Below are 21,430 nucleotides of genomic sequence, written 5' to 3'. Positions count from 1 at the left end.
AGTTATCCTGTTCTTGCTGCCGCCGCACTCCCGGTTACCTTCCCTGAAGCGCATCACCTGAACAAACGGGCTGTAAACATTGGAGAACGCAGCGTTCTCATGGTTTCATCCACTGCTTCCAGAGTTTGTAAATGTAGCGATTAGCGCCGCAATACGGCCTTCTCCACATCATTTATATGTTTTTTGCTTAGCTACATGGTAATATGAAAGCGTATATAATAAAATGAATAATATGATTAAAACATGAACAATCTGCTTATCATTTATTAGACTAGGAGGGACACATGACAACATCTGCCGCTTGCCACATTCTATCCGCCGGATTCTCCTTCCACCGCAAACCATTTCATATGTCACGCAGCGAGGGTGTACAGTATTATCTGCTGCGGCTCCAGACTGAAGGGCGCAGCCGCACCAGGGAGAACGGAGCCATTACGACCGTTGAGAGCGGTGATCTCATGCTGTTCGCACCGAATGACCCCTACTACTTGAGTATCGACAAGGAAGTCTATCCCGTCGGCAAGCCGAGGATCGAGAGCGGTGACTATCATATCTTTTGCAGCGGCCCGTGGATTGAAGAATGGTGGGGACGCAAGCAGCGTCCGGCGGTACTCCGCCTGCCGATGAGTGATCATATTCTCGGCCTCTTCCGCCAGCTTGTGCTGGAACAGCGCCGCTTGTCGGACTCCTCTCCGGATATCTCTGCTTGTTATCTGCAGATTCTATGTATGGAGATTGACCGGCTGATGATTGATCAGCCCGCGATCTCACCGAAGGCTTATCTGGCTTACCGGATGAAGCAGTACGTGGAAGAACATGCCTCTTACAGCTTCCGGCTGGAGGATGTGGCCGCACATGTAGATATCTCGGTCTCCCGGGCGGTTCATCTGTTCAAGGAAGCCTTCGGCACCACGATTGTCAAATATGTAAATGATGTACGGCTGGATATGGCCCGGGAAAAGATTACGTTCAGCCCCATGCCGCTGGAGCATGTCTCCGAGACCTGCGGTTTTGCGAACTATACCTATTTCCACCGGATTTTCCGCAGCCGGTTCGGCATGTCGCCCAAGGAGTACCGTATTCACAGCAGGGCACAGGTATAAGTATTACCCCGCTGCTCCCAGGCATGCAAAAGGAGCGCCATCATGGAAGATCCGCTCCTTGTGTTTGACCTTATTCAGTTGCTGGCGTTTGCCGGGTGTAACTCTGACATGCTGGGAGATGGCCCCGTAATCCTGATTGAGTCTGCGGTTTCTTTCTGCACACCATGTGCCTGAGCGCTCTGCCTTAAGCAGCGCCTTCTGCGTTCTTGTCCGTGCCATAAGCGGCGACACTCCTTGTCAATCGTATATTCAGTGCGGCTGCACTGTCTGTTCAATTTTAACACAATATCTTAATCGCTGCCCGGTACTCTTCACTATAATCATCTCTTACCGCATGTTAGCTCCTTGTTGCCTAAAGCGCGGCTTGCAGTAGAACAGCCTGTTACAGTATCCTTGAGGAGCAAGCTACATACCTGTGATCATAGGAATACAACCGGAAGAATGAGGAGGAACACTATTATGAAATATGATGTGCTGTATGACGGCGCCTTCGCCATGCTTAAGGTCCTGCTGGAGCCGGGCGAGAGCGTTAAGGCGGAGATGGGTGCGATGGTCGCCATGTCACCGAATGTGGAGCTGCGGGGCACCGTGGACGGCGGAATTATGCGCGGCCTGGGCCGCATGCTGAGCGGGGAGAAATTCTTCTTCCAGGAGCTGACCGCCACGCGCGGACAGAGTGAGGTGCTGCTCTCACCCGGTTCTATCGGGGATGTACAGGCCATTGAGCTGGACGGGTCGTACAAGCTGATCGTACAGAAGGACGGCTTCCTGGCGGGAACCCAAGGCATTCAGGTCAATACCAAGATGCAGAATCTGACCCGCGGCCTGTTCTCCGGCGAAGGCTTCTTCATTCTGGAAATCAGCGGCAGGGGCACCGTCTTCCTCTCCTCCTTCGGAGCGATTCACGCCATTAACCTCGGACCGGGCGAAGAGATGATCATCGATAACGGACACCTTGTAGCTTGGCCGGACTATATGGATTACAAGGTGGAAAAAGCAGCCTCCGGCTGGCTTAACAGCTTAACCAGCGGCGAGGCCCTGGTCTGCCGGTTCCGCGGCGAAGGGGTGATCCTGGTTCAGACCCGCAATCCCGGCAGCTTCGGAACCTGGATCAAGTCCTTCGTTCCGAACCGTTCCTAGCAGCGGCAATTCGCAGATTCCATATACACCAGTGGAAACGGCTTTGCCGTCCTTTTAGGGACGGCACCGTTTCAGCAAGAAATAGAAGGATAAGTTATAGAGTAAAACCTATAACTTCTTATATTAGCAAGAAGGCGCAGGCTGAACTTCAGCCCTGCGCCTTCTGTGCGTTGCAGTTGTGCTTATGAGACGGCGCGGCAGTCCTTGTCGCCCTTGCAGCCGTTCTTTTGACAGCTATTATAGGTGCCTTTGAAATCGAGACGGTGATCAGTCACACTGAAGCCATATTCACGGGCTACCCGCGCCTCCAGCTCCACCAGCCAATCATCCTTGATCTCTTCCAGCTTACCGCATACATTGCAGATCAGGTGATGATGCATATGCACATGATCGTCGTCGCGCAGATCATAACGGGCGACGCCGTCGCCGAAATTCATTTTTTGCACAATATGAAGTTCACACAGCAGCTCCAAGGTACGGTAGACGGTCGCCAGCCCCAAATGCGGGTAACTGCGCTTGACCAGCATATATACCTCTTCCACGCTTAGATGATCCTTCTCATTATCCAGCAGCACCCTCACTATCGCCTCACGCTGTGGTGTAAGCTTATAATTATGAGCCGCAAACTGCTGGCTGATATTTGCCACTCGGTTCACCCGGGTTCCCACCTTTCCGGAAGCAGAACAATTCCCGCAGAATAATTAGTAATCGTTACGATATAAGCATAACAAACTTGCCCGTCAAAGAAAAGTCCTGACACCAGTATAACACCACTTGCCCGTAATAGCCCCCCCTCTGCCGCTCCACGCATAGATAATATTTCTGCCGAAACCGGGTCCGCCCATTCCGAAGTGCCCGCTATCCCCATACTCTATATCAAGATCACATAAAACCTATAGGTGCTTATATAGAAACGAATCTGTAAAAAAGTGAGGATGATCCGGATGGCGAAAGTACAACCTAAGCAGACACAGCGGCTTGTAACAGCCCGTGTACTGCGCAGCGTAGCTGCGGCCATGCTGCCGTTCTACCGGAAAATTGCCGGAAACCACAGTTATGCCAGGCAATGGACAACCGCGATTGTCACTGCCGACCTGGACCTGATGGGCAGCTTGCTCCACAGTATCCCCGCACTTGCGGATGCGGAGAATTACGGAACGAACGGGATCGGTTATTTCATCTCTTTCCCTTTCCCGCTGCCTGTTGCCTTCTATACTAACGGAACGACGATTCCGCCGGGAACCGCCCAGTTCACCTTCAATACAGACGCCCACCGCTGCATAGCGCGTTCCATCATTCCGTTGTACCGCGAGCTTGCGGTTAACCGGAGCTTCGCGGAAGCGATGGCTGCCGCCATCCGGCGTAAGGACAACCGGGCGGTAAGGGCGATGGTCCGCAGCCATGTGAGAACAACGTCACTGAAATCCGTAACGATTGAAGAAAGCGGAATAGCCCTGCTGTTCAAGACCCGATTCAGCCGGTACCCCTACCGCAATCTGCTGTTTCAGGAAATGATGTAGCTGGCCGAACCTGTAGAACGGGATTCATTCGCTTGCAACCTTTTCTGATCTCATTACGTTAGAGGAGTTGATACAGGCCAAACGGCCCAACCCTATAATAGAGGTGGAATTCAGATGAGTATGAAAAAAAACACGATCGCAGCTATTACAGCAGTAACCCTCCTTTCCTTCTCTCTTGGCGGACAAATTTTCGCAGCTGGCAGCAGCTTCAAGGATATCGGCCAGGTGACCGGTAAGGATAAGATCAACTCTCTGAAGGAGCAGGGCCTGATCAAAGGCATCTCCGACACCCAATTTCTTCCGGCATCCACAGTAACTACAGCGCAAGGGATACAGTTTATCTCCGGCGGTCTCCAGCTTAGCCTGGCAGCGATTGATTTCAATAAGGCACCACAGGCAAGTGCGCTGTTCTCCAAAGTAAAAGACAATGCCTGGTACGCCGAAGCCTTCATCAATGCCCATTATAATGGTGTGAATATCCCGGCCAATATCGATCCGGCCAAGCCGATTACCAAAGAGCTGTATACCAGTATGCTGGTTCAAGCTGTGGAAAAGGCCGGTAACCTGCCGATGATCAATCTTGTCCCAGTTGAACTTACAGATGCAGACGCGCTGGACCCTTCCTATCAGGGCAGCATTCAGCGGGCGCTGAAATACAAGATCACTGCCCTCGATGCCAGCGGCAAGTTCAATCCGAAGAGCACCATTACCCGCGCTGAAGCAGCAGTAATGCTGTATAACACGCTGGACTACTTGAAGTCCGTTAGCGATGGCGGCACACAGAAGTAAAGGAAAGTTGGATTCATTCATACCGCTCCCCCGCGTATGAGACATAATAGGCTGCCCCGGAAGCCGTTACGGCTAGGGGCAGTCTTGTTTTTTTGACAGGAAATACGTAGGCTTATTGTGAGTATTCTGTGACAATCACAAACTGGGCAGCAATAAAAAGACAGACCAGGACTCCCCTCCCGGTCTGCCTTAATATACTCCGTCCCGCAATCACTCTTCCCCGCTGAGCCGGTTCAGGAATTGAAGTGCGCGCGGGTTCTTCGTCTGCTCCAGTACCTCCCGGGGGGTTCCCTGCTCCAGAATGACTCCGTTATCCATCAGGATGATCCGGTCGGCCACATCGGCCGCGAATTTCATCTCATGGGTGACGATAACCATCGTCATCCCCTCCCGGGCCAGCTGCTTGATGACCTTCAGCACCTCGCCGACCAGCTCAGGGTCAAGCGCCGAGGTCGGCTCATCGAACAGCAGCACCTCCGGCGAGACCGCCATGGCGCGGGCTATCGCTACACGCTGCTGCTGGCCGCCGGACAGCTGATGCGGATACGCATCTGCCTTGTCTGCCAGACCCACCTTGTCCAAGAGTGCCAGTGCCTTGCTGCGCGCTTCGTCCTTGGAACGCTTTTGCACCGTGATCTGTCCCTCCATGACATTGCCGATCGCCGTCATATGCGGGAACAGATTATAGGACTGGAACACCATGCCTGTCTGCTGGCGCAGGGACAGTACGGTACGCTGTGGAATTTTGGCGCCCGGGGTGAAATCCAGCTTAATCGTGTTCAGCGTAAGACTGCCCTTGTCAGGGGTCTCCAGCAGGTTGAAGCAGCGCAGCAGCGTGGTTTTGCCGGAGCCGGAAGGTCCGATGATGACCATGACCTGGCCGTGTTCAACGGCGAGATCCACACCTTTCAGCACCGCAAGCGGCCCGAAGGACTTATGTAAATCGCGTATTTCAATCATGCGTATGCCTCCTTAACCTTAACTGGCCGAATACCGGTCCAGCCGCTTCTCCAAGTAATTCTGCAGCGCCGATAACACGGAACAGAACAGCAGATAGAACAACGCCGCTTCGCAATACAGCAGCAGGGGTTCATAGGAGGTCGCCACAATCTGCTGGGCTTTTCGGAAAATCTCAACATAAGTAATACTGGCCGCAAGCGAAGTATCCTTGACCAGGCTAATAAAAGAATTCGATAACGGCGGAACCGACACACGGGCCGCTTGAGGCAATATCACCCGGCGCAGAGCCTGCTTCCGGCTCATTCCCACCGAGAACGCGGCCTCCCACTGGCCTTTGTGGATAGACAGGATGGCAGCCCGGACAATCTCGGAAGAGTAGGCCCCAACACTGAGCGTGAACCCGATGACAGCGGCGATGAATGGATCAAGCACAATCCCGGCGGCGGGCAGTCCATAGAAAATAATAAACAGCTGCACCAGCAGCGGCGTTCCCCGAATCACCCAGACGTAGAAGCGGGCGATCAGCCTCGGAAGCCTCCAGGAGGACAGCCGGGCAAGTGCCGTAATTACAGCCAGCAGCAGGCCCAGGATGAATGATACCAGTGCTAACGGAAGGGTAAAAGCCACCCCTGCTTTGAACAGAGGCAGCAATGAATCGAGAAATATTTGTATTTGGCGGTCATCCATCATTTCGATACGTCAGTGCCGAAGTACTTCTCGGAGATCTTAAGGTAGGTTCCGTCGCTTTTCATAGCGGTCAGTGCTTCGTTCACAGCCTGCACCAGCTCGTCATTCCCTTTCAGGAAGACTGCGGCACTATGCGAGCCTTCGGCAATCTCATCCACCTGCTTGATCTTGACATCCGGCTTCTGCTTCTTCAGATCTAGGAAAGACAAGCCGTCATTGACAGTGGCGTCAATCCGTCCGGAGAGCAGCAGATCGATCGCCTGGTTGAAGCCTTCGGTAGATACGATCTCGGCACCGTTGTCTGTGGCGATTTTGCCGAGGTTGCTGGTGAGCGACTGGCCGGCTTTTTTACCCTTGAGATCAGCAAATGTCTTAATATCCTGATTATCCTCCGGCACGATCAGCACAGCCTTGGAGACAATATACGGATCGGAGAAATCATATTTCACTTTGCGCTCATCGGTGATAGAGACTTCATTGAAGATCACATCGAAGCGCTTCGCATCCATCCCGGCAAAAATCCCATCCCATTGCGTCTCAATGAACTCCGGCTTCACACCCAGGCGCTTGGTGACTTCTTCGGCGATCTCGACATCGAAGCCCGTCAGCTTGCCGTCTGCATCATGGAAGGTGAACGGTGCGTAGGTCCCTTCGGTTCCGATGCGCAGCTTGCCGCTGGCTTTGACGGCTTCCAGGCTGTTCTGCTCCCCGGAAGCTGCACCCTCTGTAGCCGCAGCCGTAGGTTCAGCCGGAGTGTTGCCGCCCGTTGCTGTCTTGTCCGTATTGTTGCTTCCGCAAGCCGCAGCCGTGACCATGGTCAGGAGCAGCATAATAGTTAGACTTAGTTTTTTCATTCGATGAATCCCCTCTCGTATCTTCTATTGTATTGATTTTCCATAGCTTAGCTTGCCCCAAATTCTGCTCCTGCATCAGGATATTCAGAACAGAAATCAACAAAAAAAGCGACCCTCCGGCAAAAGGAGAATCGCTGCTCTATGGATGTTACAAGCTCTGCTTCTGTGTGGGCATAGCTATACGTGCATGATTTCCGGTGCCGCCTTTTCCTTGGAACGCTCAGCTCCGGAATGGCGGCCCCGGCGCAGCAGCAGTCCAAGGACCGCACCGCCAAGCGCGACAAACATCATAATGTGGAACGTGTCCGCGAAGCCCTGCGACAATACCGTCTGCTTAGCCAGCAGAAGCGCATCCTGCGAAGCGCCTGCGGTACTCTTTCCGGCAGCGGCTGCGGCCTCCTGCATCTCGGTACCGCGCGCCGTTGTTCTTGCCGTCAGAATCGTAACCAGCGTCGAGACGGCCAGCGAGGTAATCACCTGCTGCATCGAGTTCGTCAGCGAGGTTACCCGGTTCACCAGATGGCTTGGCGCCTTGTTGAGCAGATGCGTATTCATCGGCATCATCATCATACCCATTCCGGCCCCGCACATGATCAGCGGAAGGATCAGGTCGCGGCTCTGCGTGGTAAGATCCACATGGGAATACTGGAATAACGCACCGGAGACCAGACTGAGACCGCAGACCACGAGCCAGCGCACACCGATCCGGTCGAACAGGATTCCGGCAATCGGCATCATCAGCCCGGAAGCGATCGCTTGCGGCAGCAGCGTCAGGCCGGTATCAAATGCGCCGAAGCCGCGGGCCTGCTGCAGAAATTGCGGGAGCAGGAATAACGCGCCATATAAGCCGAACTGGGCAATCCACTGCACGATGATCCCTGTCGTGAAATCAACGGATTTCAGAATCCGCAGCTCCAGCAGCGGTGTCTTGGAGCGCAGTTCAGCAATGACAAAAGCGATCAGCGCCACAGCGCCCAGCAGCAGCCCGATCAGCGTCTTCTCAGAGGTCCAGCTCTGCGCGCCCTGGCTGACCCCGTAAGTGAGCGAAGCAAACGCCAGCGGGCCAAGAACCATACCGAGCTTATCCATGCCGGGCACGCTGTTCTTCGCCGCATTCGGCAGCTTGCGCAGTCCGATCAGCACAGCAATGATGCCAATCGGAATATTAATGAGGAAGATCCAGCGCCAGGAATGGTATTCAACCAGCCAGCCCGACAATACCGGACCAATAGCGGGTGCGAACAGGACGGGAATGCCCATAATCCCCATGACAACGCCAACCTTACTTTTGGGAGCCAGTCTGTACACATAGGCCATCCCGACAGGGAGCACACAGCCGCCGCCAAGTCCCTGAATGACCCGGAAAACAATCAGCCATTCGGCGCTGCTTGGTGTAGCGCACAGAATCGAACCTATCGTAAACACAATTACCGCCGTCAGGAAGACCGTCTTGGCCCCGAACCGGTCAGACAGCCAGCCTGACAGCGGAATAACTGAAGCCTGAGCCAGCATATATCCGGTAACTACCCACTGCAGCGTATGCAGGTCCGTCTTGAAATCCACCACCAGCCTGGACAAGGCTACATTCATCGCCGTACTGTCCAGCACAACCATAAATACTCCGGCAATAATGGCCAGCAGCGGAACCAGAATGCTGGACAGCCGGAAATCGGCTTCCTGCTTCAAGGTCTGATCCATGTCTCTTCTCCTCCTGAGCTGTCCGCGTTCTACATTGACCTGCGGGCAGATTGTTCTATATAATGAGTGAACGGACAACTGTCCGTAAGTTCAATTCATAGTCTACGGACAATTGTCCGTTGTGTCAATTCTTTTATTTATTTTTCTGTAAATCGCTGATTTATTTCTGAAAGGGGTTCTCATGAAAAAGCCAGACACCGATGCTGCACAGCTCCCGCGCTCAGCTCCGCAAGCCAAAGAATCCGCTCCGCCCGAGTCCGCCGATCCTTATGTACAGCGGATTCTTGAAGCTGCACGCCAGTTGTTCACCGAGAGCGGACTTGAGGCAGTCAGCATGTACAGCATTGCCAAGCGGGCAGGCATAGGACAAGGCTCCCTGTACCGCCGCTTCACGGACAAGGGTGAGATCTGTTCTGCACTGCTGAAGGGCAGCGCAGATCAATTCCTGTCCGGGCTGGAGCAGCAGGTGGCTGCCAGTGCCGGTGAAGCTCCGGCTCTCGCTCAGCTGCAGAGCAGCATTGAGCAGATTGCCGATTTCATTGAGCAGTATGCCGAGCTGCTGAATATGATCAAAGCCGAGTTCACCGGTAAGAAGCAGCTGACCCAGTTTGAGCATCCTTTTTTTCAGCGGCTGGGGGTGATGATGACAGAGCTGCTGCAGCGTGCTGCGGAGGGCGATGAGATTATTGACATTGATCCTGTCTTTGCGGCCACGGCCTTAATCTCTGTTCTCAGCCCTGATCTGTACCTGTATGAGCAGAAGCGGCACCACTCCTCCAAGCTGGACATCTCCCGGGGCATCGTCACCTTGTTCGTGACCGGTCTGGCGAAGCGCTGACCGCCTGCTCTTTACAAGAGGGGAATTTGTGGTATATTAAGTAGCAATTACGAATTCAATAACACCTGTTAATTCACTAGGGGAGTCGGCCGACTGAGACGGAGCTTAAGCTCCGGACCCTTTGAACCTGATCTGGATCATACCAGCGGAGGGAAGTGGAGCAGAATGTATCAGTGGTTCCCGTCACAGGGCCACAGCCGACTGTACCTTCCGCCCCATTCATTGCCTCCGGGAATGAATGGGGCTTTTTTGTGCTCCGCTCAGGTTCTATTTCAATCCGGGGAGGCTTGTACATAGTCTTATGATCAACATTAGCAATCTATCCTATGCTTTCGGGACCGGTTCGTCCCGGACACCCGTCTTCTCAGGGCTATCCATGAATGTGCAGCGCGGCGAATTCATTTCTGTCGTAGGCGGAAGCGGATGCGGCAAAAGCACCTTGTTCAAAATCATCGCCGGCCTGCTGGAGCCGGACAACGGCAGGATTACGCTAAACGGAGCCGAGTCCGCTACAGCAGCGAAGAGGCTGGGCAGTGTGGCCTACATGCCGCAGCAGGATCTTCTCCTGCCTTGGCGGACCGTAATGGACAATTGTCTGCTGCCCTGGGAACTCAAGCGCAGCCGTCCCAAAGCGGCCGCCGTGGCCGAGATTCGTACCCTGCTGCAACGCTTCGGCCTAGAGGGAACCGAAGGGGCTTATCCCCAGGAGCTGTCCGGCGGGATGCGCCAGCGCGTGGCAGTCCTCCGCACCGTGGCGGCGGGGAATGACCTGCTGCTGCTCGATGAGCCGTTCGGGGCGCTCGATGCCATTACCAAGCGCTCACTGCAGCGCTGGCTGCTCGAGTTATGGGCGGAGCTGGACAAGACGGTGCTGTTCATCACCCATGATCTGGAGGAGGCTTTGCTGCTCAGTGACAGAATCTATCTAATGACGGGCAGCGGCGGCGGGATGCAGGAATTCCCAGCCGGTCTCCCCCGTCCGCGCCATCACAGTCTGAACTATCAACCGCAGTTCGCCGCCCTGCGCCAGGAATTGGAGCTGAAGCTATATGAGAACCGCCGCTCCTAGAAGCTTGCTCCAGCATTACGGTCCGGCTTCCCTGCTCGCCCTGCTGACGCTTGCAGTCTGGGAGACTGTAGCCCGGCTGGGCCTGGTTCCTCCCTTCATTCTTCCGGCTCCGTCTGCGGTCTGCAAGGCCTTGCTGGAGGAACGCCGCCTGTTATTCGGGGTGCATCTGCCGGCTACACTGCTTGAGGTACTCACGGGCTTCGCACTGTCTGTGGTCTGCGGCTGCCTGTTGGGAATCGCCATGCACCTGTTCAGTCCGCTGGCCAAGGCGCTGTACCCGCTGCTGATCATCAGCCAGACGGTTCCGCTGATCGCTCTCTCTCCCCTATTCATCATGTGGTTCGGCTACACCCTATGGAGTAAGGTCGCCGTTGTCTTCCTGACTGCTTTCTTCCCGGTGGTCATCGGCACCTATGACGGCTTGTCCAAGAACACGGACGCCTACCGGGAGCTGCTGCTGACATATGGCGCGAACCGCTGGCAGATTCTCGGGAAGGTGGGCGTTCCGCTGGCCCTGCCCTCTTTTTTCTCCGGACTGAAGCTGTCGGCTGTGTACTGTGTGATCGGTGCAACCATTGGGGAATGGCTTGGAGGCAGCCAGGGGCTGGGCTATTTCAGCCGCAGAATGGCAGGGAATCTCCAGAGTGCCAAGATGTTCGCCGCTGTTGTCTTGTTATCCGTGCTCGGTATCCTGCTGTTTCTGGCTGTCGCCGCACTGGAGAAGATTATTCTGAAGAAAAGAGGACGTTATTCATGACTACTATCCGCTATTTCCGTTATCTGCACCATGCGATTTCAAGGCCAACCATTCTACTGTCTGCTCTGCTGCTCTGTATGCTGCCCGTCCTGGCAGGCTGCACCAATACGAACAGTCCGGCGGCCTCCGGCTCTTCGGCGGGGACTACAGCCACTTCTGAAGCTGGGACTGGAGCCGATGGCGCAGTCCATAAGCTGACGATTATGCTCGACTGGTATCCCAATGCTGTCCACTCTTTTTTGTATGCGGCAGAGGCTGAAGGCTATTTCGCTGAGGAAGGTCTCGAGGTTGATATTCAGATGCCGGCCGATACCAATGATGCGCTGAAGCTTGTTGCTGCGGGAAAGGTGGACCTGGCACTCAGTTACCAGCCGCAGGTATTGATGGCACGGGGGGAGCAGATTCCGGTCAAGTCGATTGCTGCGCTGGTGCGCCACCCGTTGAATCATCTCATGGTAGCTGCAGACAGCGGCATTACCCGCCCGGGAGAGCTGTCCGGCAAGCAAGCCGGATATTCCTCCGTCCCGTTGTATGAAGCCATGCTGAGCACGATGGTCAAAAGCGACGGCGGGGACCCTTCCTCCCTCAAGCTGGTGGATGTCGGCTATGAGCTGATCCCTGCTCTCTCCACCGGACGGGTGGATGGCATTATGGGCGGGTTCATCAACCATGAGCAGCTGATTCTGGAGCAGGAAGGCCATCCGGTCCGCTCTTTCAATCCTGTGGATTACGGGGTCCCGGATTATTATGAGCTGGTGCTGGTCGCCAGTGAGCAGGGACTGCAGGATTCACAGGGCTTTTATCACAAATTCGTGGATGCGATCAGAAAAGGCCAGCAGTATGTAGCCGATCACCCGGATGAAGCGCTGAAGCTGCTGCTTACCCATCAGGAGGATACCGCACCACTGGATGAAGCCATTGAACAGCGTAGTCTGGAGATCCTGCTGCCGCTGATGGATGCCGGTTCCCAGCCCTTCGGCTATCAGGACAGCGCATCATGGGAGAAGGTGAACCAGTGGCTGAGCGAGAACGGTCTGCTGGCTGCCGAAGTGGATGTTAAGAATGCTTTTATTAATTTTTAATTCATCATTCAGGAGGAATTCATATGTCTTATCTGTCCAAAGTACGCCAGGCGAATCCGCTGGTGCATAATATCACGAATATCGTAGTCGCTAACTTCACAGCTAATGGGCTTCTGGCCCTGGGAGCTTCGCCGTTCATGGCCGATGCCATTGAAGAAGTAGCGGATGTCGCCGCCATGTCCGGCGCGGTTGTGCTGAACATCGGTACACTGAATGAAGCTGCCATCGCTTCCATGATCGAAGCCGGAAAGGCTGCGAACCGCCACCATGTACCGCTCGTGCTTGATCCCGTTGGAGCCGGTGCTACCGCCTACCGCACGGATGTTACAGCTAAGCTGCTCAGTGAGCTACAGCTTACTGCGCTGCGCGGCAATGTGGCCGAGGTTGCCAATGTGGCTGGGGAGAGCTGGGCTAGCAAAGGCGTGGATGCCGGAGCAGGCGAGGGCGATGTAGTAGCTCTAGCCATTAAAGCAGCGCAGAAGCTGAACTGTGTCGTAATTATCACAGGCAAGGAAGACATCATCACAGACGGCAAGCGCACTTATATCGCCAGCAACGGGCACGCCATCCTGACCCGGGTGACCGGAACCGGCTGTCTGCTCAGTGCGGTGGTGGGTGCATTTCTTGCCGTAAGCGGCGGGGAGGTGCTTGAGGCGGCGGCTGAGGCCCTCTCCTTCTACGGCGTGGCAGCAGAGCTTGCCGCTGAGGCGGCTGAAGCCCAAGGTCCGGGCAGCTTCCAGATTGGGTTCCTGAATCAATTGTCACTAGTGACCCCGGAGCAATACAGCAGCCGCTCACGGCTGAAGCTGCTCGAAGCCTAAAACGCCGCAAAGGAGGGGAAAAGATGACTAGCATACGCAAAGCGTTGACCATTGCCGGCTCTGACAGCGGCGGCGGGGCCGGGATTCAGGCGGATTTGAAGACGTTTCAGGAGCTGGGAGTGTACGGCATGTCTGCACTTACTGCACTCACCGCCCAAAATACTTTAGGAGTCCAGGGCGTCTATCCGATGGAGCCGGAGACCGTTGCAGCCCAGCTGGATTCGATCGGCAGTGATCTGCCGCCGGATGCCATCAAGACCGGGATGCTGTTCAGCAGTGACATTATCCGCGTGGTTGCCGGTAAAGTGCAGCAGTACGGCTGGCAGCAGAAGCTGGTGATCGATCCGGTCATGGTCGCCAAGGGCGGCTCACAGCTGCTGCTCCAGGAGGCAGTACAGGCGCTGATTACAAGCCTGCTTCCTCTCTCGCTTGCCATCACCCCCAATCTTCCTGAAGCAGAGATGTTGACAGGTATGACGATTGAGAGCCGGGAAGACCGGGAACAGGCGGCAAGACTGCTTCATCAGATGGGACCCGAGTACATTATCTTGAAAGGCGGACATGACTCCTCAGGAGATGAGGCAGTGGATCTGCTCTATGACGGACGGGAATTCCAGTATATGTCCAGCCCGCGGATTGCGACGAAGCATACTCACGGAACCGGCTGTACCTTCTCGGCTGCGGTGACGGCTTGTCTTGCGCTGGGCCGCTCCATGCCTGAAGCCGTCCATACCGCCAAGGCCTTCATTCAAGCGGCGATTGAGGATAGTCTGAATATCGGGGCCGGGCAGGGGCCGACGAATCATTTTGCTTATGGGAACCGGATGAGATCAAGGGGGATACCGCTATGACACGGATAGACATCGAGGATATGCGCAGACTGCTGAAGCTGTACTTCATTATGGGCAGTGTGAACTGCCGCCAATCACCCGAGGACACTTTAACCGCTGCTGCCGCTGGAGGCATCACTCTATTCCAGTTCCGGGAAAAGGGGCCCGCTGCGCTCAAGGGTGCCGCACTGCTCCGTCTAGGGCAACAGCTCCGGCAGATCTGCCGGGCCTATAACATCCCGTTCATCGTGAACGATGATCTGGAGCTTGCCGCTGCGCTGGATGCCGATGGCATTCATGTCGGCCAGGATGATCTGCCTGCCAGGCTGATCCGGGAGCAGCTCGGTGAGCATAAGATCATCGGAGTCTCCGCACATAATCTGACGGAAGCCCGGCAGGCTATCGCGGACGGCGCCGATTATCTCGGAGTCGGTCCTGTCTATCCTACCTCGTCCAAGAATGATGCCCAGGCCGTCCGGGGAACTACTGTCATTGAAGAGCTAAGACGAAGCGGCCTGAGCATTCCTGTGGTGGGAATCGGCGGCATCACCCTGGAGAATGCCCCACCGGTAATCCGGGCGGGTGCGGATGGTCTCTCCATCATCTCGGCCATTGCCGGAGCTGAGGATATACACGAGACTACGCGTAGATTCGCGCAGCTCGTCACTGCTCCTTCTTCATAATTTCAAACCAGGCACGCGGCGGGTGGAGCGATGTTGGTGGAACAATGCGGGTGCCTCATGCCACGCATAGGGTGTACCTCACTTTTCCACCCGTCTCTTTGTGGCGACATATAACGTTAACCAGGGCGCCCAGTCCAATTGTGATCGGTTTTTCGATTACATTCGGCCTGCGCGGTGCGCCCAATCCAATTATGATCGGTTTTTCGATTACATTCGGCCTACGCGGCGCATCCTGTCCAATTATGATCGGTTTTTCGATTACATTCGGCTTACGTGGCGCGCCCAATCCAATTATGATCGGTTTTCCGATTACATTCGGCTTACGTGGCGCGCCCAATCCAAATATGATCGGTTTTCCGATTACATTCGGCCTACGCGGCGCTCCCAATCCAATTATGATCGGTTTTTCGACTACATTCGGCTTACGTGGCGCTCCCTGTCCAATTATGATCGGTTTTTCGATTACATTCGGCTTACGTGGCGCGCCCTGTCCAATTATGATCGGTTTTCCGATTACATTCGGCCTACGTGGCGCGCCCAATCCAATTATGATCGGTTTTTCGATTACATTTGGCTTACGCTCCCCCTCTATCCCCGCGTAATCTGCCCATAACAATAGTAGAATAGAATTGTCCGTCTGCCAGCCGCTTATCTCTGCGCAGGACACCCTCGACCTCGAAGCCAAGGCTCTCATAGAGCCGGATCGCCTTGTCATTCCTCTCCAGAACCTTCAAGCTCAGCTTATCCAGACTGATGGTATCCGCCCAGCCGATAGACTGCTCCAGCAGGCTCCTGCCGATTCCGTATCCCCAGAATTCCTGCAGCACCCCGACTCCGAACTCGGCCTGATGGGCCAGCCTGCGGAGCGGACTTCCTTCACATCTGGCGAAGCCCGCCAGCCTGTCCTGAACCTCGGCAACCAGGAACAGGTTCGTGCCGCTGGCCGTATCCGCCGCTATAAGCGACCGGAAGCCATCCGGGCCGATGAATGCTTCCCCCTGAACCCGGTCTAAATTCTCCGTCTCCCCGTCGATCTTCAGCCTTAGCGCGGACAACTGGAGGGCATCTTGCGGTGAGGCGGATCTCACCGTGTAGCGGAGCCCTTTATTTTCATATCCCTGTGCAACAATAATCATTCTGTTTCTCTCCTCCCAAGCTTAAGGCTGCAATCTCGTTCTCCACTTCATTCCGGCTAATCCAGTTTAGCATTTACTTCCGGAAAATCCAGGCGTATAATGCCCATGACAGACATGTTGCAGGATTATTTTTACATATATAGTATCCCTAAAATTCAAGCAAAGCTGGTGACCCTATTGTCGAGAGGCTTCAGAGCCATGGGACCCGGAGGAGGCTTCGGGCATGGCAAATTAAAGTTCGATGAGGAGGAGGCGAAGCCGGATATATCCAAAGCGCTGCTATTACGCATCGTCAAATATTTCGCTCCGTACTGGAAGCAGACGCTGCTGGTGATGACCGTGCTGTGTATCTCCGCAGTGCTGGGGCTGCTCCCTCCTATCCTGATTCAGCAGATCATTGACCGGGCGCTCCCGGACAAGAATCTGCAGCTGCTCTTCCTGCTCGTTGCCGCCTCGCTGGCTACAACGGTTGTGTCAGGACTGCTCGGTGTGCTGCAGAATTATTTGAACTCTTTTATCTCCCAGAATATTGTCCATGATATGAAAAACCAGATGTACCGCCATCTGCAGAGCATGCCGCTGCAGTTCTACTCAGGCGTCAAGCAAGGCGAGGTCATCACCCGGATGACCAGTGACATTGCCGGAATTCAGGGCGTCTTCAACAGCACCATCGTCAATTGTGCCAGCAATCTGTTCATTCTGATCTCCACGGCGGTAACCCTGTTCATCATGAACTGGAAGCTTGCGCTGCTAGGCATCCTGGTCATTCCCTTATTCATCGTGCCGACCCGCAAAATGGGCAATGTCCGCTGGAAGCTGGCCAAAGAGACGCAGGAGAAGATCTCGGAGCAGAATCAGATCATTGAAGAGACGCTCAGCCTCAGCGGGTACATGCTTATGAAGCTGTTCACCAGAGAGGACACCGCGCTGGCAAGCTTTCAGACCGTAAACGCCCAGGCGACACGGCTGCAAATCCGCGAATCGATGGCCGGCCGCTGGTTTATGCTGGTCCTTACCACCTTCACCAGTATCGGGCCGATGCTGATTTATCTGTACGGGGGTTATTTATTCATCCAGGGAGAGCTGAGCATTGGAGCAATTATCACCTTCGTGGCACTGCTGAGCAGATTGTATATTCCGGTTATGCAGATGACCAATCTCTATGTGGATGTGAACCGTTCGGTGGCGCTGTTTGAACGGATTTTTGACTATTTTGATATGGACCCGCTAATTGTGGATGCTAAGCTGGCTCTTCCAAGCCGGGTTGAGGGACAAGACATCGTCTTCGAGCAGGTGAATTTCGCCTACGCCCCGGACAAGCCCGCTCTGAGCGGGATCTCCTTCACGGCAGCCGCCGGATCACTGACTGCCCTGGTCGGACCCAGCGGAGCAGGCAAAACCACCATTACCAACCTGATTCCCCGGCTCTATGAGCTGGATTCAGGCGTGATCCGTATCGGCGGCAAGGACATCCGTGAGTTCACGCTGCATTCGCTTCGCTCACAGATTGGCCTAGTCACCCAGGACACGTACCTATTCAACGGGACGATCCGCGAGAATCTGCTATATGCCAACGCTGAAGCCACGGAAGCCGAGCTGACGGCCGCCTGCGAAGCTGCTTTTATTCATGATTTCATTCTGAAGCTGCCTGAAGGCTACAACACGGTTGTCGGCAACCGGGGAATCAAGCTGTCCTGCGGTGAAAAGCAGCGGATGTCCATCGCGCGCGTGCTGCTCAAGAATCCGCCCATCATCATTATGGACGAGGCCACCTCGTCGCTGGACACGGTATCGGAATATTACATCCAGCAAGCCATGCATGAATTGCTGCGCGGCAAGACCAGCATGGTCATCGCTCACCGTCTCTCTACCATCATGGCTGCCGACAATATTCTGGTTGTTCAGGACGGCAGGATTGTGGAGTCGGGGCAGCACGCTTCCCTGCTGGCAGAGAATGGGGTATACCGGGATTTGTACAACAAGCAGTTTCAGCGGGAAGATTCATAAGCCAATAGGTGCGAAGCCTTAATGAAAAAGGGATTCACGGAGCAGCATCACCTGCTCTGGGAATCCCTTCTCTTCCTGTCCGCGATCAGTCCGGCTTATCGCGTAGTACGCAGCGGCTTCAGCTTGTCCATCCAGCCGCTGATTTGTTCAGCCGTCTCCGTGCTGCGCAGCAGCCGTTGATATTCGTCCACATAACCGCCGTCACCGGCAAGCTGTCCGGCCCACTCATGGAACTCTTCGAACCGTTCCAATGCGATACTGCGCTGCCCGAGAATCAGGTAGGCATTCAGCAGCTGCTCTAACGTCTGCTCGGACGGATTGTTTTTATACTCCTGCTCACTGAGCTGAAGCTGATCTACCGCATATTGCTTGGTTAGCAGCTTATCCGGCACATAATTCGTCCCTTCCAGCTGGTAGATGCCCATCAGCGCCGGACCCAGGGGGGATTGACCCGGATAAGGGCTGGCCAGCAGATCCTCGCTCCCGTCCTGATCCACATCCTCATAATTCACGCTGAACAGATCGTTAACCGTTACCTGCATCGTTCCGTCGATCTCTTCGACCACAATTGACGCGTAGGCGGGACGGTTGTCCATCAGACTGAACAAGAAGGTATTCCGGTTGTTCTGCACCACGGCTTCAGCCCAGAGCTGCTCCTCCTCATTCCAAATGCCGCCGCCTTCCAGGGTAAGCCCGGCCTTCTTGCTGTCAAAGACCATTTTGCCCTCCTTAACGATGGCGAACTGTGTATAGCTGAACTCTCCCTTATTCCAGTAATACACCTGAAAAATCTGCCCGTTCAACTGAACCGCATCCATATGTACGAATCCCGAATATTCATCTGCAATCTCAGGGGACACTTCCGCGAGCGCTGCGGCAGCCGCGTCTTCCTCCTGATGATGCCCTCCAGGTGCTGCTGAGAGATCCGCTGCCGGGGAAGCGGCTGGCGCTGCAGACGGATCTGCTGATCCGCCATCCCCTGTTCTTGAGCAACCCGCTATGATCGCTAAGGCTATCAATAAGCTAATAATCCGCATGTAATCCTCCTAAATGTCGTGTCGTGGTAGCATGACTTCCTGTATACCCGTCCGGGAGCCCGCTTCGGAAGCCGTACTGGTATGTGAGTTGCCTCTAATCTTCCAGTCTGGCATGAAGCTCTGCGAGCTCTTCCTCCGTCAGCCGTCTCCACTGCCCTTGCGGAAGACCACTGAGCGTGATATGCATAATCCGTATCCGCTCCAGGCGGAGCACACGGTAGCCTAGCGCCTTGCACATCCGGCGGATCTGCAGATTCAGCCCTTGGGTCAGAATAATCATGAACTCCTGATCCGAGATCCGCCGGGTGAGGCATGGCTTGGTCCGGGTCTCCAGAATATCTACACCCGCTGACATCTCCGCCAAAAAGTCTTCCGTGACCGGCTTATCCACGCTCACCCGGTACTCCTTCTCATGACTATGCTCGGAACGCATCATCCGGTTGACAATCGACCCGTCATTGGTCAGCAGAATCAGCCCTTCCGAGTGCTTGTCCAATCTGCCGACGGCAAAAATCCGGGAGGGATAGTTGATATAATCTACGATATTCCCTTCCACATGCCGGGCGGCTGTACAGGTAATGCCTACCGGCTTGTTCAGCGCCAGGTAGACCCGCTCCTCCCGGTCTGGAGTCACAGTAATCCCGTCTACAGCTACAGTATCTCCAGGCTCCACGCCTGCTCCAGGCGTACAGACCTTCCCGTTAATCGTGATCCTTCCGGCGGCAATCAGCCGGTTCGTCTCTCTGCGCGGATAGATACCGGTCTCACTGATGTATTTGTTAATTCTCATGAAGTACCCGCTTTCAGGTCCTACATATGAAAGAACACCTGATTCACATAGCCATCAGATGTTGCCTCCAACCTATAACCCTTATATTTGGTAATTATCAATGGGCAGATGTCCGCTTATTTAGCGCCTCCGGTTTTGTTGCTGCCGCTGCTGCTCTTAGCCGGTTTGGCTCCTTTGGCACCTGGGCTTCCGGGAGGGCCGCTTCGGGCCGGCTTCACGGGTTTTGCCGTCTTATTCCAGCGGGTCCAGCCCTTGCTGCCTGTTCCTCTGCCTGTGCCGCCGCCTTTACTTTTTGCCACAATATCACTCCGTCAATATTCAGTTTTCGTCGTACATTACTCTATCTTACCATTATTTCGGGCGGATTGTCAGGTCCAACTGCAAACAGCCTGCGCGGAGAGCCTCCGGCAGGCTGCATAACAGGTATCTATCCAAGAGCATAGAGTGGCTTATTTAGGCTGAATATATCCTTCGGCCTTAAGCAATTCGGCGATCAATACCGCACCGCCGGCAGCGCCTCTCACCGTATTGTGGGACAGGCTGACGAATTTGTAATCGTACAGTGAATCCTCGCGCAGGCGTCCTGCGGAGATGCCCATGCCGTTCTCAATATCGCGGTCCAGACGGGTCTGCGGACGATTCTCTTCCTCAAAATACGTGATGAACTGCTTAGGAGCACTCGGCAGACCGAGCTCCTGCGGACGCCCCTGGAAGCTGTTCCAGCGTTCCAGAATCTCCTCGCGGGAAGGCTTCTGCTCAAAGGAGGCAAAGACAGCCGCCATATGGCCGTCAGCCACAGGTACACGAATACACTGTGTGGTGATTACCGGCTGCTCGCTTGGGACGATCCCTTCACTGGTTACCTTACCCCAGATCCGCAGCGGCTCCTGCTCGCTCTTCTCTTCTTCCCCGCCGATGAAAGGAATCACGTTATCCACCATATCCGGCCAGTCCGCGAAGGTCTTGCCTGCACCTGAAATCGCCTGATAAGTGGTTACAACCACCTTGGAAGGCTTGAACTCATGAAGTGCATTCAGAGTAGGCATATAGCTCTGAATGGAACAGTTCGGTTTCACAGCGATGAAGCCGGTCTCCGTCCCCAGACGTTTGCGCTGCTGGGCGATAACCTCCAGATGCTCCGGGTTAATCTCGGGAATCACCATCGGAACATCAGGTGTCCAGCGGTGTGCCGAATTGTTGGAGATCACCGGAGTTCCGGTACGCGCATAAGCTTCTTCCAGCGCCTTGATCTCTTCCTTCTTCATATCTACGGCGCAGAAGATCAGATCCACATCCGCAGCCACTTCCTCTACCTTGGAGGCGTCTTGAACCATGATGCCTTTGACTGCTTCTGGCATAGGGGTGGAGAGCTTCCATCTGCCTTGAACAGACTCCTCATAGGACTTGCCGGCTGAATTCGCGCTCGCCGCAATCGCCGTTACCTGAAACCATGGATGATTCTCCAAAAGTGCAATGAAACGCTGGCCGACCATACCGGTACCGCCAACAATACCCGCTCTGAGCTTCCTCGACATAAGAAATTCATTTCCTTTCAAGCAGCGCCTAGCGAAAGGTGCTTTTTAATAACCGATTATAAATGATAGCGGCATGTTACACAATATGTGATTA

At 54.7% G+C, this 21,430-nt stretch carries 24 protein-coding genes and 1 riboswitch; of the genes, 13 read left to right on the top strand and 11 right to left on the bottom strand.

The annotated features are described in order from the left end of the window. Nucleotides 1–284 precede the first annotated feature (284 nt). On the top strand, nucleotides 285–1,103 hold the full coding sequence (locus J2Z70_RS12695; protein ID WP_209873287.1) for a helix-turn-helix domain-containing protein: 819 nt from the start codon (nucleotides 285–287) through the stop codon (nucleotides 1,101–1,103). Nucleotides 1,104–1,106: 3 nt separating this feature from the next. Here the strand turns inward: J2Z70_RS12695 and J2Z70_RS12690 are convergent, their stop codons facing one another. Continuing rightward, a complete protein-coding gene (locus tag J2Z70_RS12690; RefSeq protein ID WP_036729140.1) occupies nucleotides 1,107–1,322 on the bottom strand; it encodes a hypothetical protein in 216 nt (71 codons plus the stop codon). Nucleotides 1,323–1,562: 240 nt separating this feature from the next. Here J2Z70_RS12690 and J2Z70_RS12685 point away from each other — a divergent pair, with 240 nt between their 5' ends. Beyond that, nucleotides 1,563–2,243, top strand: a complete 681-nt coding sequence (locus J2Z70_RS12685) for a TIGR00266 family protein (protein WP_036729143.1) — start codon at nucleotides 1,563–1,565, stop codon at nucleotides 2,241–2,243. 182 nt (nucleotides 2,244–2,425) lie between these two features. Here J2Z70_RS12685 and fur read toward each other — a convergent pair whose 3' ends face one another. Next, complete coding sequence (gene fur / locus J2Z70_RS12680) at nucleotides 2,426–2,899, bottom strand: ferric iron uptake transcriptional regulator (protein ID WP_036729146.1); 474 nt, start codon at nucleotides 2,897–2,899, stop codon at nucleotides 2,426–2,428. A 288-nt stretch (nucleotides 2,900–3,187) separates the two neighbouring features. Between fur and J2Z70_RS12675 the strand changes: the two genes are divergently transcribed. Beyond that, nucleotides 3,188–3,763 carry a hypothetical protein gene (locus J2Z70_RS12675; RefSeq protein ID WP_209873284.1) on the top strand — a complete coding sequence of 192 codons (576 nt, stop codon included), beginning with the start codon at nucleotides 3,188–3,190 and terminating at the stop codon, nucleotides 3,761–3,763. Between the two features lie 114 nt (nucleotides 3,764–3,877). Continuing rightward, nucleotides 3,878–4,552, top strand: a complete 675-nt coding sequence (locus tag J2Z70_RS12670; RefSeq protein ID WP_209873282.1) for an S-layer homology domain-containing protein — start codon at nucleotides 3,878–3,880, stop codon at nucleotides 4,550–4,552. 210 nt (nucleotides 4,553–4,762) lie between these two features. Here J2Z70_RS12670 and J2Z70_RS12665 read toward each other — a convergent pair whose 3' ends face one another. From J2Z70_RS12665 to J2Z70_RS12650, 4 genes are all read right to left on the bottom strand, one after another. Next, nucleotides 4,763–5,512: an amino acid ABC transporter ATP-binding protein gene (locus J2Z70_RS12665; RefSeq protein WP_209873279.1), complete on the bottom strand. Its 750-nt coding sequence runs from the start codon at nucleotides 5,510–5,512 to the stop codon at nucleotides 4,763–4,765. Between the two features lie 18 nt (nucleotides 5,513–5,530). Beyond that, nucleotides 5,531–6,199, bottom strand: coding sequence for an amino acid ABC transporter permease (locus J2Z70_RS12660; protein WP_036729156.1), 669 nt, complete (start codon nucleotides 6,197–6,199; stop codon nucleotides 5,531–5,533). Then, complete coding sequence (locus J2Z70_RS12655; protein ID WP_036729159.1) at nucleotides 6,199–7,053, bottom strand: amino acid ABC transporter substrate-binding protein; 855 nt, start codon at nucleotides 7,051–7,053, stop codon at nucleotides 6,199–6,201. Before J2Z70_RS12655 ends, J2Z70_RS12660 begins: the two co-directional genes overlap by 1 nt. Nucleotides 7,054–7,230: 177 nt before the next feature. Continuing rightward, a complete protein-coding gene (locus tag J2Z70_RS12650; protein WP_051478322.1) occupies nucleotides 7,231–8,751 on the bottom strand; it encodes a DHA2 family efflux MFS transporter permease subunit in 1,521 nt (506 codons plus the stop codon). Between the two features lie 181 nt (nucleotides 8,752–8,932). Here J2Z70_RS12650 and J2Z70_RS12645 point away from each other — a divergent pair, with 181 nt between their 5' ends. The 8 genes from J2Z70_RS12645 (at nucleotide 8,933) to J2Z70_RS12610 (ending at nucleotide 15,433) form a co-directional block, all read left to right on the top strand. Beyond that, the gene (locus J2Z70_RS12645; RefSeq protein WP_209873276.1) at nucleotides 8,933–9,589 is read left to right on the top strand and encodes a TetR/AcrR family transcriptional regulator; all 657 of its coding nucleotides are present in this window, start codon (nucleotides 8,933–8,935) and stop codon (nucleotides 9,587–9,589) included. 68 nt (nucleotides 9,590–9,657) lie between these two features. Further along, a riboswitch (TPP riboswitch) is annotated at nucleotides 9,658–9,760 on the top strand. A gap of 130 nt (nucleotides 9,761–9,890) precedes the next feature. Continuing rightward, nucleotides 9,891–10,658 (top strand): ABC transporter ATP-binding protein, encoded by a 768-nt coding sequence (locus J2Z70_RS12640; RefSeq protein ID WP_209873273.1) that lies wholly within the window; start codon nucleotides 9,891–9,893, stop codon nucleotides 10,656–10,658. Beyond that, on the top strand, nucleotides 10,639–11,415 hold the full coding sequence (locus J2Z70_RS12635) for an ABC transporter permease (protein WP_209873270.1): 777 nt from the start codon (nucleotides 10,639–10,641) through the stop codon (nucleotides 11,413–11,415). The genes J2Z70_RS12640 and J2Z70_RS12635 overlap by 20 nt, the downstream gene beginning before the upstream one ends. Then, on the top strand, nucleotides 11,412–12,497 hold the full coding sequence (locus tag J2Z70_RS12630) for an ABC transporter substrate-binding protein (RefSeq protein ID WP_245368193.1): 1,086 nt from the start codon (nucleotides 11,412–11,414) through the stop codon (nucleotides 12,495–12,497). The genes J2Z70_RS12635 and J2Z70_RS12630 overlap by 4 nt, the downstream gene beginning before the upstream one ends. 17 nt (nucleotides 12,498–12,514) lie before the next feature. Further along, entirely contained in the window at nucleotides 12,515–13,318 is an 804-nt protein-coding gene (gene thiM, locus J2Z70_RS12625; RefSeq protein WP_209873588.1) for a hydroxyethylthiazole kinase, read from the top strand. Nucleotides 13,319–13,341: 23 nt separating this feature from the next. Then, entirely contained in the window at nucleotides 13,342–14,169 is an 828-nt protein-coding gene (gene thiD, locus J2Z70_RS12620; protein ID WP_209873268.1) for a bifunctional hydroxymethylpyrimidine kinase/phosphomethylpyrimidine kinase, read from the top strand. Further along, entirely contained in the window at nucleotides 14,166–14,831 is a 666-nt protein-coding gene (gene thiE / locus J2Z70_RS12615; protein WP_209873265.1) for a thiamine phosphate synthase, read from the top strand. The genes thiD and thiE overlap by 4 nt, the downstream gene beginning before the upstream one ends. 140 nt (nucleotides 14,832–14,971) lie before the next feature. After that, a complete protein-coding gene (locus J2Z70_RS12610; RefSeq protein WP_209873262.1) occupies nucleotides 14,972–15,433 on the top strand; it encodes a hypothetical protein in 462 nt (153 codons plus the stop codon). On the opposite strand, the gene J2Z70_RS12605 is transcribed toward J2Z70_RS12610, so the two are convergent. After that, nucleotides 15,407–15,967, bottom strand: a complete 561-nt coding sequence (locus J2Z70_RS12605) for a GNAT family N-acetyltransferase (protein ID WP_209873259.1) — start codon at nucleotides 15,965–15,967, stop codon at nucleotides 15,407–15,409. The genes J2Z70_RS12610 and J2Z70_RS12605 overlap by 27 nt on opposite strands. Nucleotides 15,968–16,165: 198 nt before the next feature. Between J2Z70_RS12605 and J2Z70_RS12600 the strand changes: the two genes are divergently transcribed. After that, on the top strand, nucleotides 16,166–17,974 hold the full coding sequence (locus tag J2Z70_RS12600) for an ABC transporter ATP-binding protein (RefSeq protein ID WP_209873256.1): 1,809 nt from the start codon (nucleotides 16,166–16,168) through the stop codon (nucleotides 17,972–17,974). Between the two features lie 95 nt (nucleotides 17,975–18,069). Here J2Z70_RS12600 and J2Z70_RS12595 read toward each other — a convergent pair whose 3' ends face one another. The 4 genes from J2Z70_RS12595 to asd all read right to left on the bottom strand — a co-directional run bounded on the left by J2Z70_RS12595 (nucleotide 18,070) and on the right by asd (nucleotide 21,336). Next, complete coding sequence (locus tag J2Z70_RS12595) at nucleotides 18,070–19,011, bottom strand: hypothetical protein (RefSeq protein ID WP_209873253.1); 942 nt, start codon at nucleotides 19,009–19,011, stop codon at nucleotides 18,070–18,072. Between the two features lie 94 nt (nucleotides 19,012–19,105). Next, a complete protein-coding gene (locus J2Z70_RS12590; RefSeq protein ID WP_209873250.1) occupies nucleotides 19,106–19,801 on the bottom strand; it encodes a pseudouridine synthase in 696 nt (231 codons plus the stop codon). 116 nt (nucleotides 19,802–19,917) lie between these two features. Then, nucleotides 19,918–20,103: a DUF3934 family protein gene (locus J2Z70_RS12585; RefSeq protein ID WP_036729188.1), complete on the bottom strand. Its 186-nt coding sequence runs from the start codon at nucleotides 20,101–20,103 to the stop codon at nucleotides 19,918–19,920. Between the two features lie 147 nt (nucleotides 20,104–20,250). Further along, on the bottom strand, nucleotides 20,251–21,336 hold the full coding sequence (gene asd, locus J2Z70_RS12580; protein ID WP_209873247.1) for an aspartate-semialdehyde dehydrogenase: 1,086 nt from the start codon (nucleotides 21,334–21,336) through the stop codon (nucleotides 20,251–20,253). Nucleotides 21,337–21,430: the final 94 nt, after the last annotated feature.

It is taken from the genome of Paenibacillus silagei (genome assembly GCF_017874735.1).
Taxonomy (GTDB): Bacteria; Bacillota; Bacilli; order Paenibacillales; family Paenibacillaceae; genus Paenibacillus_AQ; species Paenibacillus_AQ silagei.
Note: the sequence above shows the minus strand (reverse complement) of the source record. Positions and strands in the feature narration are given on the sequence as shown.

Excerpts from the sequence above, each read along its gene's own strand:
- J2Z70_RS12630 (WP_245368193.1), top strand. The coding sequence starts at position 11,412 with ATGACTACTATCCGCTATTTCCGTTATCTGCACCATGCGATTTCAAGG.
- J2Z70_RS12590 (WP_209873250.1), bottom strand. The coding sequence starts at position 19,801 with ATGAGAATTAACAAATACATCAGTGAGACCGGTATCTATCCGCGCAGA.
- J2Z70_RS12665 (WP_209873279.1), bottom strand. The coding sequence starts at position 5,512 with ATGATTGAAATACGCGATTTACATAAGTCCTTCGGGCCGCTTGCGGTG.
- J2Z70_RS12640 (WP_209873273.1), top strand. The coding sequence starts at position 9,891 with ATGATCAACATTAGCAATCTATCCTATGCTTTCGGGACCGGTTCGTCC.
- J2Z70_RS12595 (WP_209873253.1), bottom strand. The coding sequence starts at position 19,011 with ATGCGGATTATTAGCTTATTGATAGCCTTAGCGATCATAGCGGGTTGC.
- J2Z70_RS12695 (WP_209873287.1), top strand. The coding sequence starts at position 285 with ATGACAACATCTGCCGCTTGCCACATTCTATCCGCCGGATTCTCCTTC.
- J2Z70_RS12690 (WP_036729140.1), bottom strand. The coding sequence starts at position 1,322 with ATGGCACGGACAAGAACGCAGAAGGCGCTGCTTAAGGCAGAGCGCTCA.
- J2Z70_RS12670 (WP_209873282.1), top strand. The coding sequence starts at position 3,878 with ATGAGTATGAAAAAAAACACGATCGCAGCTATTACAGCAGTAACCCTC.
- J2Z70_RS12600 (WP_209873256.1), top strand. The coding sequence starts at position 16,166 with ATGGGACCCGGAGGAGGCTTCGGGCATGGCAAATTAAAGTTCGATGAG.
- J2Z70_RS12655 (WP_036729159.1), bottom strand. The coding sequence starts at position 7,053 with ATGAAAAAACTAAGTCTAACTATTATGCTGCTCCTGACCATGGTCACG.
- thiD (WP_209873268.1), top strand. The coding sequence starts at position 13,342 with ATGACTAGCATACGCAAAGCGTTGACCATTGCCGGCTCTGACAGCGGC.
- J2Z70_RS12645 (WP_209873276.1), top strand. The coding sequence starts at position 8,933 with ATGAAAAAGCCAGACACCGATGCTGCACAGCTCCCGCGCTCAGCTCCG.
- thiE (WP_209873265.1), top strand. The coding sequence starts at position 14,166 with ATGACACGGATAGACATCGAGGATATGCGCAGACTGCTGAAGCTGTAC.
- J2Z70_RS12605 (WP_209873259.1), bottom strand. The coding sequence starts at position 15,967 with ATGATTATTGTTGCACAGGGATATGAAAATAAAGGGCTCCGCTACACG.
- J2Z70_RS12685 (WP_036729143.1), top strand. The coding sequence starts at position 1,563 with ATGAAATATGATGTGCTGTATGACGGCGCCTTCGCCATGCTTAAGGTC.
- J2Z70_RS12660 (WP_036729156.1), bottom strand. The coding sequence starts at position 6,199 with ATGGATGACCGCCAAATACAAATATTTCTCGATTCATTGCTGCCTCTG.
- J2Z70_RS12635 (WP_209873270.1), top strand. The coding sequence starts at position 10,639 with ATGAGAACCGCCGCTCCTAGAAGCTTGCTCCAGCATTACGGTCCGGCT.
- asd (WP_209873247.1), bottom strand. The coding sequence starts at position 21,336 with ATGTCGAGGAAGCTCAGAGCGGGTATTGTTGGCGGTACCGGTATGGTC.
- J2Z70_RS12675 (WP_209873284.1), top strand. The coding sequence starts at position 3,188 with ATGGCGAAAGTACAACCTAAGCAGACACAGCGGCTTGTAACAGCCCGT.
- J2Z70_RS12650 (WP_051478322.1), bottom strand. The coding sequence starts at position 8,751 with ATGGATCAGACCTTGAAGCAGGAAGCCGATTTCCGGCTGTCCAGCATT.